We start from the raw sequence: 12749 nt of genomic DNA on the forward strand, positions 1-12749 counted from the left end.
GTCGGCTATACTTTTCTTTTTAAAAAGCACTTTACTTCCAGTTGGGTTTAATTAGTAAACTTAAAATTGCTGTTATTGAAACAAATACACTGTAAATGAGCCCGGCCGGTAAAAACCACCACCATTTCAGGTCTTGTTTAAAATAACGTGAGGCTAAAAATAATAACAAATAGTCAATTAAAAACCTACCCAAAATAAAAATTATACCAAAGGCTGAAATATGCTGTCTAAATAAAAGCACAAATAGGCTAAAAACGGTAAAAACATGGATAAAAAGCACCAAAATGCCCAAAAAAGCATTGAAAATGGTAGAATTTTGCCCAATTTTTGAAGCCCATCTGATTTTCTGAAATGCCAGATTTCGCAGATTTTTTTCAGGATAGGTTATAACTGTGGCATCATTCTGTTTTAAATAGACAATTGTTTCGGGTTTTACTTTTTTTACCTCCTCCAAAAACAGAACATCATCGCCGGAGGCAATATTTAGGTGATTGCTGTAACCATTTGTTGAGCGGAAAACACTTTTAGTAAAAGCCAGGTTAGCACCACTGCACAAAAATGCCTTTTTGTAGGCTGCGTAACCGCCCGTTAAAATAGATAAAGCAAGGCTTTCGAAATATTGAATTTGTGAAAGCAGTCCGTTTTTGTTTTCATAACGCACCGGGGCAATAATAAATTCTTTTTTACTCACTTCATGAAAATCAACGATTGTTTTGAGCCATCGGTTACTTGTTGTATATGTATCCGCATCGCGTGTAATGATTAAACTCCCATCAGCACTTTCTATGGCTTTAGTTAAACTTTTCTTTTTGCCTTCTTGAGTTTGATTGGAAATAATTAAATGACTAATTCCGGATTGACTTAAAATACGTTCGGTAATTTCTAATGTTTTATCGTTGGATGCATCATTCACTACAATAATTTGCAGCAAACTAAAATCAAATTCCTGCGACAAGATAGAGCTTAAACAAGCTTCTATGTTTGCTTCTTCATTACGGGCAGGAATTACAACAGTAACGCGCGTAAAATTTTTATGTTCTAACCTTGATGTAAAAAAATGACTGCGCCAAAATCCAATAGCTGCATAAAGTAAAGCGCCTGCATATAACCACAGTGCCACAATTGCTATTAATTTTAAAAGCAGCATCATTTTTTAAATAATGAAATTTCAAATTTTTCTTTTACAATAATTACATAACCAATTATACTTGGCACTACGATATTCAATATCCATAATATCACAGCCGTTAATACAATGGCAATCTCAGAAATATCGCTTCCTGAAAAAATCATCAACGCAATGGCCGAACGTATGGCTGCTTCCACAACACTTATCATAGGTAAAACGGTAGTAAGAAGAAAGTATATGCAAATGCCTGCAATCATTTCGGCAGTAAGAGAATCGGTATAAAACAATTTAATAACCAATACAAACTGAAAGGTGAAAACGAAATACCGAAGCACAGATAAAACCAAAAGCTTGGAGATTATTTTTGAGTTGAATTTGTAGGGCAAGGCATGTTGACCATAACTCCGCTCAAATTTTTTTACAATCCATTTTTGAATGGATTGAAATTTCAGAATAAAAAAAGTGAATATGCTTAGTAAAAGCATGCATAAAATGCCAATCCAAAGTGCGGCAGAATTTTCTTCTGATATTTTTTCCTGATAAAAAACAAAAATGGAAATGAGTCCGAATAATATGGTAACGGCTAATTGAAACATACCATTAGCGAAATGCAGCAGTGTAATGGTTGGACGGTTATTAGGTTTAAAGAATAATATTTTTGCTAAAAATTCGGTGGCCCTTCCCGGCGCTAAATTACCAACGCATAAACCGGTGTAAACCGACTTAGAGGCGGTGATAAACGAAACTTCCTCAATGGGTGCTGTTATGAGTTGCCATTTATAGCTTTCTATACCCCAATTGATGGGAATGAAAATGATGCAGGCCAACAAAAGCATGTATGAGTTTAGATTGGAGAAAGCTGAGGTGACGGCTTGTGTTTTCTCAGGAGTGAATTCGCCTTGTAAGCGATAATAAATAAAATAGAAGCTGGCTAGGCCAATAGCTATTTTAATAAGCCAGCTCATAATATTTTTTGTTGAAGCCAAATACAACAGATAATTCCTCTAAATTTACGTTATAATTAGCAAATGGCAACCGACCGGATTATATTGGGAATTGACCCCGGAACTATTATCATGGGATACGGTTTGGTGCATATCAAAAACAATAAGCCTGAATTACTAGCTACAGGTGTAATTAAATTGGATAAACTGGAAGATCATGCGCTGCGTTTGCAAAAAATATTTGAACGCACCATTGCAATTATCGAAGAATATAAGCCCGACGAATTAGCTATTGAAGCACCATTTTTCGGGAAGAATGTACAGAGTATGTTGAAGTTGGGAAGAGCGCAAGGTGTTGCGATTGCGGCGGCCTTGAGTAAAAAAATCCCGATTACGGAATATTCACCAAAGAAGATTAAAATGAGCATTACCGGAAACGGAAATGCAAGTAAAGAGCAAGTAGCGGCGATGTTGCAACAGCTTTTGAAATTCAAAAACACCCCACAACATTTAGATGCTACCGATGCTTTAGGTGCAGCCATGTGCCACTATTATCAGAACAGCAAATTGACGGGCGCGGCTAAATCCTATACCGGCTGGAAAGCGTTTTTAGCGGATAATCCGAAACGTAAAGCCTAATCCGCATGCAAAAACCGACCACTTATAAAGTGAAACTGACATTTGGCAGGTTTCGCAACAATAAAGGTTAAAATTTCGTAAATTTATTTAGTGAGAAAATGGGTTCTTATATTCACATTATTATTTGCAAGTAAGCTTATACTTGCGCAAACATTCACGGTGGGCAGTACTTGTTGCAATTATCATTTGGTGAATAAGACTTACACGCTAAATCCTTGGTGTAATTGTTGTCCCGGAACCAGTTTTTCATATTCCTTAGATATTGATGGGGACTTGCAAAAGGATTTGGAAATTGGGGCGTATCAAGGTATTCCGTGTTTTAGTGGCGGCACAAATTCATCCAATGTTTACGCTAAATCATTTAGTGGCGCAGAAATTGTTTATACAACCCTTCCAACGGGATGTCCAATGACCTCCATCGTACAGAAACTAAATTATGGTAGTCCGATTAATGCAGCATTAAATTGGAGCGCAACACCAACTTCCACAACAGTTTTCTCTCCGGGGCCTTATTTGTACTTTTATTCTTATACCCCTCAAGCTTCTTGGACATGCGGGCAAACAACAGTGAATCATTACTTAGGTTTCAGAAAAATATTACCTAGCAACGATACTATTTATGGATGGGTGAATGTAGATTCAAACGCCCCAATTAAAATTGTCGATTATGCATATACATGTGGTAGTTATACAGGAACGCCTGTGCCCTCAACAATAACAACTTCTTCTTCGGTTCTTCAAAAGTGTGATAGTGTTTTATTGAGTGCAACGCCTTCCGGAGGAATTTTCTACGGTCAGGGTGTGAGTGGAAATTATTTTTCTACAAAAAGTCTCGTGGCCGGAATTTATACGGTAAATTATGCCATTCCGAATTTGACCGGCTGCGCTACTTTACCAAGTTCTGTGGTGTTTACTGTAAATTCTGCCGCAGCAATTACTAACACGCAAACTTCAATATGTGTTGGAGAAAGTTTTACTTTAACTGCAAGTCCAATTGGTGGTACCTTTAGCGGAGTGGGTGTGACAGGTAATGTTTTTAGTCCGGCCACAACAGGAACCTTTAGTGTAAAGTATGATTATACTATCAATGCAACTTGTAGTCAAACAACTATTGTAACATTTACAGTTGATGCTTGTGTAGGAATCAGCGAGTCAGAAAAACTAAATTCAAGCATATCAGTTTACCCAAACCCGGCTGCGAGTAAGTTATTTGTAGAAATGAAAAATGAATTAAGTTCAGAGATTGAGCTGAATTTACGTAATATAGATGGCAGAAAAATCAAATCACTACGACTTACCAATAAAAAACAGGAAATTGATTTAAGTGAAATAAGTAGTGGAATTTATTTTGTGGAGATAGGAAGTGAGAAATCGATAATCAGAAAAAAACTGATCATCTCAAGATAAATCAAATACACTTAAAGTAATCAAAAGGCTCTAAACAGTCATTGCATTGATAGAGTGATTTACAAGCCGTACTTCCAAACTGAGAAACCAAACGCGTGTTGTCTGATTTACATCTCGGACATTTTACAATTTTACTTTTTCCGGTTAACCAACTTTTATCCTCTGTTGTTTTTTCGGGAGGCGCAATGCCATAAACACGCAATTTTTCTTTTGCCTCTTCAGGTATCCAATCGGTCGTCCATGCCGGCGAATACACCAAGGTGATTTTAATTTCTTTAAAACCATTTGCAGTTAACACTTCCCTGATATCATCCTCCATGCGTTTCATAGCCGGACAACCACTATACGTTGGTGTGATTTTTACTTCAACTGTTTCGCCGTTTAAAATCACATCGCGTATCACCCCTAATTCCGCAATGGTAATAACCGGAATTTCCGGATCCGGAATTTCCGAAAGCAATTTTAATATGTCGTCTTTGGATGCCATGTTTACACTTCAATGCCAATAACAGTTACATCATCTATTTGTTCGTTGTCGCCTTTCCATGTGTCGAATCGCTCTGTCAACGTTTCTTGTAAAACAGACAAACGATTTTCTTTGTTGCTATTAAGAATTTCCTCAAAGGCTTTATACATGAATTTTTTTCCTTTCGGTCCGCCAAATTGATCAGGATATCCGTCGGTGGTTACAAATATACGGTCCCCTTTTTTAGTGTTAATGATTTGCGCTTGATAATCTAAAAGTTCTTTATGGTGAAGTCCCACCGGAAATTTGTCGCCTTTGATTTCTTTTAATCCTTCTGAGCTTTGATGGTAAACTGAATTGTTTGCACCACTGAACATAATACTTTGGTTATTACCATCAAAACGCAAAATAATCATGTCCATACCATCGCGTTTGTCTTTTCCCGCATCCTTATTCAAACTGCTTATTACTTTTTCACGAAGTAAATTTAGAATCTTATCGGTTTCAAATATTTCGCGTTCGTTTACTATTTCATTTAAAAAGGAAATCCCCATCATACTCATAAACGCTCCCGGTACACCATGACCGGTACAATCGGCAACCGCAACGAAATGATAATTTTTTACCACACTATGCCAATAAAAATCACCGCTAACAATATCCTTTGGTTTAAAAATCACAAAAGCATCGCTGAGTGTTTGTTTTAATTCCTTCTCATCCGGAATTAAAGCTTCCTGTATGGTTTTCGCGTAATTAATACTGTCAATGATTTCTTTGTTCTTAAAATCTACCAGTTGTTTTTGCTCTGCAATAATGTTTTTCTGAGAATTCGATTCTTTAAATCGTTTATAAAGAATGATAGAGAATGCAGTAATGGTGAGTGTGATGGCAATAACAGAAAACAAAATAATATTTCGTTTTGCAGATTCTGCTTTCGAACGTTCTTCTGCATTTTTATTTTCTAATTGAAGCAGTTTAATTTCTTTTTCCTTTTGATCAGTTTCGTAGCGTGTTTGTAATTCAGTGAGCGAAGCTAAATTGGTAGATTGATTAACGGAATCTTTTAAATTAATATAGCGATATGCGTAATCAAACGCTTTTTCAAAATTGCTGAGGTAATAGTAAATGATGTACTGACTACTATAATTATCTATTTGCAGTGCAATGTCGTTTTGTTGTTTGCAAAGTTCTTCACCTTCTTTGGCGGCTTCCAATGCTTTCTTGTAATCTTTTTTCTTTAAGTAACAAGAGGCTAGATTGTTTTTCAAAATAGTGAGGGCATAACTGTCGCCTAATTCAGTTCTGATTTTAATGGCTTCCAAAGTTGTTTCGATGGCTTTGTCGTATTGTTTAAGTCCGTTATAATTCTCCGCCAAGTTAACAAGACTAACGCCAATACCTCTTTTGTGCTTTATTAAAGTAAAATATTTGAGCGATTGTTTATTATAAACCATCGCCGTATCAAATTTTTTAATCAAGCTAAATTCACCTGCCAAACGTGCAGAAATATTGGCAAAATTGAAAGTATCTTTTTCCTGTTGACTTAATCTTAGTCCTTCTTTGTAATAGCTTATTGCTTTTTCATGTAGGTCCATATTGCTATGTATATAACCTAAGTCGTGAGCAATTTTAATTTTATACTTAATGTTCTTTTTTGATTCGGCGAAGCGTTGTGCTTGTAAGCATAATTCGAGGGCTTTGTTGTATTGTAATGCTGAACTTAATGCACGCGAAGAAAGCAAGTATGTATTAATGATTAAAGCAGTGTCTTTCGTGATTCGCGCGTATTTAATAGCGTCGGTTGTATAATAGCTGGAAGAATCGTTAAGGCCTTTTAATAAGTAATAGCGTACTAACTGTAAGTTAGATTTGGCATAGCCATAAATGTATTTTTTTTCTCTTGAAGCTTTGGCGCTTTGTTTAATTATAATAAGAGCCGAATCAGTATTTTGTTCAAGGAGCTTGTCCGCGAGACGTAAATTTTTATTAATAGCAACAGTGTCTTTCAGCTGCGGAAATAGAGAGTAAGAAAGGAGCAGAAGAAATAATAGACTTATAAATTTAATGCTGCGCATACTATACTAAAGTATAAAAATAGCGCCAAGAATCATAATAAGAATAATAACAAGGTATTGCCAGAAATCTACAAAGTAAGGATAGAGTTTATTCCAAGAATCTTTTAAGCTCATAAAATATTTCTTTGTTTAAAGTCTGGCAATTCATCCGCACAAGCCGGCTCAACACCCACTGGGTATTGCCCATGCCAGAAATCTACAAAGTAAGGATACAATTTATTCCAGGAGTCTTTTAAGTTCATTTTTCATCCTTTATTACCGTAAACACATATTTTTTATTTGTAATGTTTTTACAGTCAGATTCTATTTCTCGTACAATCACCTTTTGTAGTCTACTGATGTCTTTAGGTAATGCTAGAAAATGTCCGTTAAGTTTGAATTCATTTACATTTCCATTTACCACCATCCCATACATGCAATTTTTGATCTTGCAATTTTTGTCGACGTTTTGAACTAAATCAGAAAACACTTTTGCGTCTCTTAACTGTTTACGTGTTACGTTTATGTTTATTTCTTCCGATTGAGCATTTCCAATTAAAAAGCACAAAGAAAGAATTGTTAAACAAAAAAATCTTTTCATAACAATTACCATTTTGCATTCGGATACATTCTTGGAACTGTTTGCATTTCCGACAATAAATACCCTAAATGTTCGGTATGCATGCCTTTTCTTCCACCGCTTTGCATAAATGATGATTCCGGTTTTTTAAGTGTGGCTTTGGTTAATAAGTCGGTAATTTGTTTTTCCCACTTTTCTTTTAATAAAGATGTATTAACGACGATGCCTTCTTTTACTAATTTGTTTTCTACGTCATCCATTTCAAACAGTTCTCCGGTAAAACGCCATAATTCGTTAACCGCTTCTTGTGCGCGGTTATGACTTTCTTCGGTACCATCACCGAAACGTAATACCCATGAAGAGCTGTGACGAACGTGATACGTCACTTCTTTAATTGCTTTTTGAGCAATGCCCGCTATTGTTTCATCTTTGCTTTTAGCCAGTTCGGTATACAGTAACAAATTAAAATGATCAACAAAAGCCTGACGAACAATTGTCTTGGCATAGTCACCGTTAGGTTGTTCTACTAACAAAACATTGGTGTATTCTCTTTCATGTCTGAAATAAGCTAAATCATCAGCGCTTCTACCTTTGCCTTCTACTTGAGCAGCATATTCCAATAGCGATGTTGCGGTGCCAAAAGTATCGAGTGCCACATTGGTTAATGCTAAATCTTCTTCTAAAAACGGCCCGTGTCCGGTCCACTCACTTAATCGTTGCGCCAGTACCAAAGAATTATCCGCAAGGCGAAGTGTATATACAAATAGATTATTCATTCTTACAATTAAATTTAATTCAAATTACATGTGACCAATTGCATCCGGAATCTGATAGAAAGTAGGATGTCTGTAAACTTTATCATTGGCAGGTTCAAAAAATGAGCCCATGTCTTCCGGACTGCTTGCGGTAATCGCAGATGATGGAACTACCCATAAAGCCATTCCTTCATTGCGGCGTGTATATAAATCGCGCGCATTTTGTAATGCCATCTCTTTATCAAATGCATGTAAACTGCCGCAGTGTACAAACGGTTGTCCCGCTTTCTTTTGCACAAATACTTCCCAAAGTGGTCCTTGTGAATCGCTCATAATCGTAATTAATTTATTTTTTTATTAAGTATAAAATTTATGCTGCTATTGATTGATTTTGTTTTTTAGCGTAGGCTGCTGCTGCTTCACGTACCCAAGCGCCATCTTTATGCGCTTTAACGCGTGCGCCTAAACGCTCCTTGTTGCAAGGACCATTGCCGCTAATCACGTTTTTGAATTCTGTCCAATCCGGTTCACTGAAATCGTAGCCTTTCTTCGCCTCATTCCATTTTAATTTTGAATCGGGAACAGTTAATCCTAAATATTCTACTTGCGGAACAGTTTGATTAACGAAACGCTGACGTAACTGATCGTTGGTTTCACGCTTGATACGCCACTTCATTGCATTTTCACTGTTAGGTGACTCAGCATCCGGCGGACCAAACATCATCATTGTTGGAAACCACCAACGATTGATAGCATCTTGTGCCATTGCTTTTTGCTCAGGAGTTCCAAAAGCTAAGTGAGTCATGATTTCATAACCCTGGCGTTGATGAAAACTTTCTTCCTTGCAAATTCTCACCATTGCCCGTGCATACGGACCGTAAGAAGTACGCTGCAACATTACCTGATTCATAATGGCTGCGCCATCAACTAACCATCCAATGGCACCAATGTCGGCCCAAGTAAGAGTAGGGTAATTGAAGATGGAAGAGTATTTTGCTTTTCCTGTATGTAAATTATCTAATAATTCATCACGGCTGATTCCTAAAGTTTCAGCAGCAGTGTAAAGGTATAATCCGTGTCCGCCTTCGTCTTGTACTTTTGCTAATAAAACTTTTTTTGCACGCAAACTAGGGGCACGTGTAATCCAATTACCTTCAGGTAGCATGCCAACAATTTCAGAATGGGCATGCTGAGAAACCTGACGAATCAAATGTTTACGGTAGTTCTCCGGCATCCAATCTTTTGGTTCAATCATTTCGTTTTTTGCCAATTTGGCTTCAAACAAATCTTCATAGGTTTTATTTTCCATAACCGTTTTTGAATAGACAAACAAATTTAATGTAAAATGGGTTCAAAACAAGCTTAAAATACAAGGTTTTTCGTCCGAAAACCCCCGTAAATCGCCGTATTTACTTCTTATGCGGGAAATTTTGCCAGAAGGTCGGGATATATCTCTTCCGGTTTATGTCCGCAACTGTATTTAGTGGAGTGCTGACCGAATACCAGATTTTTGTAACGGGAGAACATTTCCGGTTTTTCTAAAAGCTCGAGAAATTCCGAATATTTTGCGTGTTGCGAAAAGAAATCTCCTGCTAAAAGATAATGAACAAGTGCAAACGCTTGCTCGTGCTGTAAATGTGCCATTTTGGAATGTGTACCCAATGCAGCCATGTCTAATTTATCAGGATTATAAAAAAGGCGCACAAATTTTTCCACTAAACTATAGGCTCCGTTGATTTCTCCGTACACTTTGTCAAAGCCAAGATTTAAATCAGTGCCATTGGAAAAATTTTCAATTAATTTTTCGCAAAGTACATAAGCACTTTTCATACCCATGTAAATTCCACTTGAGAAAATAGGATCTAAAAACGCAACGCTATCGCCAAGAATGGCAAAGTCTTTTCCGTATTGTTCGGAAGAATAGTATGAAAAATCAGAAACGGTAATTACAGGTTGTACTTTTCTTGCTTCGTGTAAAATTTCCTGTGCTTTTGCAGCCTGCGAAAGCTCGCACATGTATAATTCTTCCTGCCAATTTTTTACTTTCTTCTTCGCTAATTCATTTCTGCGTTTTTTCACATAATCAGCATTAAGTGCAACACCCACACTGAGGCGGTCACTCTCGAGAGGAATCATCCAAATCCATCCTTTCTTTTCCCCACCTAAATAAACGATTTGAATTAAGCCTTCATTTAAAGCCTCATCGTATTTAACGCCTTTCCAATGACAGGCAAAAGCGGCACGGCTCATGCCTTCGTATTGAACTTTTGTTTTATTCTTATTTGGAAGAAAACAATCCTGTCCGCTAGCGTCAATTAGAAACTTAGCCTTAACAGATCCGGTATTCTGCTTATTTCGGTAATGAATCTGATGAATATTGTTTTCGTCTTTTTCCGTTTTTGTTACCAGATGTTCTTGTCGCGTGTCAGCTCCTTTTGATTGTGCGAAATTGAGTAACATTTCATCGAATTCTGCCCTCAGAACATGAAATGATAAAAAACTTTCATCATGTATAACATGACCGAAGCACCAAATAGATTGTGTGGTATTATCGATGCTAGTAAATTGTACGCCCGGTTTTCGGGAGAAGCGACGTTTCATTTCTTCCAGTAAACCAAGGTCTTTGAATATTCCGTGGCAAAAAGGTAAGAGAGATTCACCAACGTGATCACGAGGAAATTTTTCACGTTCAAAAACAATGACTTTTAATCCGGCGCGTGCTAATAGGGTAGCAGCGGTTGAACCAACCGGACCACCACCAATTATGGCCACATCGTAAATCATAGTACTAATTTAAGGTTTTTCTACCCAATCGCCATGCTCTTTTATTAAAGCAATGAGTTCATCAACGGCAGTTTCACTGGTAATATTTTTCTTTACCACTTCTTTGCCTTTGTAAAGCGAGATTTTATTTTCACCGGTTCCCACATATCCATAATCAGCATCGGCCATTTCACCCGGACCATTAACAATGCAACCCATGATGCCGATTTTTACTCCTTTTAAGTGATGTGTGCGTTCTCTGATTTTTTGCGTGGTTTCTTGTAAATCGAAGAGGGTACGACCGCAACTCGGACAAGAAATGTATTCGGTTTTACTAATGCGCGTGCGTGTAGCTTGTAATATTCCAAATGAAGTAGAGTTGCAAACCTGAGTAGAAACGCAGTCCTTTTGTTTAATCCAAATTCCATCTCCGAAGCCATCGAGTAATAATCCTCCCAGGTCGGTTGCACTGAATAATTGAAATTGCGATTCGTTTAAACCAATAAAGTTCCGTTTGATGATAACAGGAATATTACACTTGTTTAATTCTAACTCGATGAACAGTCGGCGCAGTTCCGGCATCGCATGTTCATTAAAAGTATCGGCAATTAGAACAACTGATTTTTCAGCATTAATTCGCTGAATAAAATCCTTTGTTAAAGATGGAAGTTCAACGGCTACAAAGTTTAATTCATCTGATTTTTCAGAAGCCTTGAAATATTCTTCGGCGCAAAACAAAGGGTAGGAGCGGTCTTTATGTTTTACTTTTTTCCAAATTTCGGAATTGTAAATAAGGCCTAATGTTCCGGGAATTTCGAAATCTGCTATTTTATCGCCGCAGTAAATATAATCGACAGCTAAATCTGTCAGATTCCATTTATCTTGCGGTACAGAATAATTATAACCAACGCCGAATAAAGAAGCAGGCGTAATTTCTTCTTTCATTGAGTAATCTGCGATTACGCGGGGCACATGGTGATTTCCGAGATTTATGACTTCACGCGTTTTTCTTCTTTCGTACTCAAACGGATTATATGGTAATGAAGCTGAATTTTCTAGTTCCGGAATAGTTTTATGATTTTTTCGATTCGAATAGCGTTCAACTAGATTTTTAGCAACCGGAATTTCAAATTCAGGCTCTTCAGTTAATGAAACACGAACAGTATCACCTAATCCATCTTCTAATAAAGTACCGATTCCGACTGCTGATTTAATTCGGCCATCTTCACCATCACCCGCTTCTGTAACGCCTAAGTGTAAAGGATAATTTCTTTGAGTCTCCATCATCTTCGCAACCAACAAACGATAAGCTTGCACCATCACTTGTGTGTTGCTTGCTTTCATGGAAATAACAATGTTATAATAATTGTTTTCTTCGCAAATGCGTAAAAATTCAAATGCGCTTTCTACCATTCCTAAAGGAGTATCGCCGTAACGACTTAAAATCCGATCGCTTAATGAACCGTGATTGGTGCCGATGCGCATAGCGGTTCCGTATTCTTTACAAATTTTCACCAAGGGAGTGAAGCGCGTACGTATTCTTTCTAATTCCGCTTCGTATGCTGCGTCGGTATAATCGATGGTTTCAAATTTCTTTTTATCGGCATAATTCCCGGGATTTACACGCACTTTTTCAATAACACGTGCTGCAAACTCGGCGGCATTTGGGGTAAAATGTATATCCGCGCAGATAGGCGTGTTATAGCCTTTTGCTTTCAATTCTTTTTTTATCAGTTCCAGATTTTTTGCCTCGTTTAAGCTCGGAGCAGTAATGCGCACCAACTCACAACCGGCTTCAATCATGCGAATACTTTGCTCCACCGTAGCTTTGGTGTTCATCGTATCAGTAGTGGTCATACTTTGTACGCGAATGGGATGATGAGCACCCATTAATAAATCCCCAATTTTAACCTCACGGGTTACAAAGCGACTATATTGTGTAAGACTATTGCAGTATGGTAAAATCGTCGACATTTATTCTAAAACAAAGTTACGGTAAAAAGGTTGACGGT

At 37.3% G+C, this 12749-nt stretch carries 12 protein-coding genes; 2 read left to right on the plus strand and 10 right to left on the minus strand.

Annotated elements, in window-relative coordinates; genetic code table 11:
• Positions 1-31 precede the first annotated feature (31 nt).
• Positions 32-1150 carry a glycosyltransferase gene (locus J0L69_03040; GenBank protein ID MBN8692141.1) on the minus strand — a complete coding sequence of 373 codons (1119 nt, stop codon included), beginning with the start codon at positions 1148-1150 and terminating at the stop codon, positions 32-34.
• On the minus strand, positions 1147-2094 hold the full coding sequence (locus tag J0L69_03045) for a flippase-like domain-containing protein (protein MBN8692142.1): 948 nt from the start codon (positions 2092-2094) through the stop codon (positions 1147-1149). Before J0L69_03045 ends, J0L69_03040 begins: the two co-directional genes overlap by 4 nt.
• Before the next feature lie 63 nt (positions 2095-2157).
• Between J0L69_03045 and ruvC the strand changes: the two genes are divergently transcribed.
• Both ruvC and J0L69_03055 read left to right on the plus strand, forming a co-directional pair.
• Positions 2158-2712, plus strand: a complete 555-nt coding sequence (gene ruvC, locus J0L69_03050) for a crossover junction endodeoxyribonuclease RuvC (GenBank protein ID MBN8692143.1) — start codon at positions 2158-2160, stop codon at positions 2710-2712.
• Positions 2713-2802: 90 nt separating this feature from the next.
• Positions 2803-4119 carry a T9SS type A sorting domain-containing protein gene (locus tag J0L69_03055; GenBank protein ID MBN8692144.1) on the plus strand — a complete coding sequence of 439 codons (1317 nt, stop codon included), beginning with the start codon at positions 2803-2805 and terminating at the stop codon, positions 4117-4119.
• Position 4120: 1 nt separating this feature from the next.
• On the opposite strand, the gene paaJ is transcribed toward J0L69_03055, so the two are convergent.
• The 8 genes from paaJ to ispG form a co-directional block, all read right to left on the minus strand.
• Complete coding sequence (gene paaJ, locus J0L69_03060) at positions 4121-4606, minus strand: phenylacetate-CoA oxygenase subunit PaaJ (protein MBN8692145.1); 486 nt, start codon at positions 4604-4606, stop codon at positions 4121-4123.
• 2 nt (positions 4607-4608) lie between these two features.
• Complete coding sequence (locus J0L69_03065) at positions 4609-6660, minus strand: SpoIIE family protein phosphatase (protein MBN8692146.1); 2052 nt, start codon at positions 6658-6660, stop codon at positions 4609-4611.
• A gap of 238 nt (positions 6661-6898) precedes the next feature.
• Positions 6899-7240, minus strand: coding sequence for a hypothetical protein (locus tag J0L69_03070; protein ID MBN8692147.1), 342 nt, complete (start codon positions 7238-7240; stop codon positions 6899-6901).
• 5 nt (positions 7241-7245) lie between these two features.
• Complete coding sequence (gene paaC, locus J0L69_03075) at positions 7246-7995, minus strand: phenylacetate-CoA oxygenase subunit PaaC (GenBank protein MBN8692148.1); 750 nt, start codon at positions 7993-7995, stop codon at positions 7246-7248.
• Between the two features lie 24 nt (positions 7996-8019).
• The gene (gene paaB, locus J0L69_03080; GenBank protein ID MBN8692149.1) at positions 8020-8307 is read right to left on the minus strand and encodes a 1,2-phenylacetyl-CoA epoxidase subunit B; all 288 of its coding nucleotides are present in this window, start codon (positions 8305-8307) and stop codon (positions 8020-8022) included.
• 37 nt (positions 8308-8344) lie between these two features.
• Positions 8345-9283, minus strand: coding sequence for a 1,2-phenylacetyl-CoA epoxidase subunit A (gene paaA, locus J0L69_03085; protein ID MBN8692150.1), 939 nt, complete (start codon positions 9281-9283; stop codon positions 8345-8347).
• A 107-nt stretch (positions 9284-9390) separates the two neighbouring features.
• A complete protein-coding gene (locus J0L69_03090; GenBank protein ID MBN8692151.1) occupies positions 9391-10758 on the minus strand; it encodes a tryptophan 7-halogenase in 1368 nt (455 codons plus the stop codon).
• A gap of 9 nt (positions 10759-10767) precedes the next feature.
• Positions 10768-12711, minus strand: coding sequence for a (E)-4-hydroxy-3-methylbut-2-enyl-diphosphate synthase (gene ispG / locus J0L69_03095; GenBank protein ID MBN8692152.1), 1944 nt, complete (start codon positions 12709-12711; stop codon positions 10768-10770).
• Positions 12712-12749 lie beyond the last annotated feature (38 nt).

This window comes from Bacteroidota bacterium (genome assembly GCA_017303905.1).
Taxonomy (GTDB): domain Bacteria; phylum Bacteroidota; class Bacteroidia; order B-17B0; family Aurantibacillaceae; genus JAHEYG01.

What these genes read in the sequence shown, in the direction of transcription:
- J0L69_03040 (MBN8692141.1), bottom strand. Translation starts at nt 1,150, where the DNA reads ATGATGCTGCTTTTAAAATTAATAGCAATTGTGGCACTGTGGTTATAT.
- ispG (MBN8692152.1), bottom strand. Translation starts at nt 12,711, where the DNA reads ATGTCGACGATTTTACCATACTGCAATAGTCTTACACAATATAGTCGC.
- J0L69_03070 (MBN8692147.1), bottom strand. Translation starts at nt 7,240, where the DNA reads ATGAAAAGATTTTTTTGTTTAACAATTCTTTCTTTGTGCTTTTTAATT.
- paaA (MBN8692150.1), bottom strand. Translation starts at nt 9,283, where the DNA reads ATGGAAAATAAAACCTATGAAGATTTGTTTGAAGCCAAATTGGCAAAA.
- J0L69_03045 (MBN8692142.1), bottom strand. Translation starts at nt 2,094, where the DNA reads ATGAGCTGGCTTATTAAAATAGCTATTGGCCTAGCCAGCTTCTATTTT.
- paaJ (MBN8692145.1), bottom strand. Translation starts at nt 4,606, where the DNA reads ATGGCATCCAAAGACGACATATTAAAATTGCTTTCGGAAATTCCGGAT.
- J0L69_03090 (MBN8692151.1), bottom strand. Translation starts at nt 10,758, where the DNA reads ATGATTTACGATGTGGCCATAATTGGTGGTGGTCCGGTTGGTTCAACC.
- paaB (MBN8692149.1), bottom strand. Translation starts at nt 8,307, where the DNA reads ATGAGCGATTCACAAGGACCACTTTGGGAAGTATTTGTGCAAAAGAAA.
- ruvC (MBN8692143.1), top strand. Translation starts at nt 2,158, where the DNA reads ATGGCAACCGACCGGATTATATTGGGAATTGACCCCGGAACTATTATC.
- J0L69_03065 (MBN8692146.1), bottom strand. Translation starts at nt 6,660, where the DNA reads ATGCGCAGCATTAAATTTATAAGTCTATTATTTCTTCTGCTCCTTTCT.
- paaC (MBN8692148.1), bottom strand. Translation starts at nt 7,995, where the DNA reads ATGAATAATCTATTTGTATATACACTTCGCCTTGCGGATAATTCTTTG.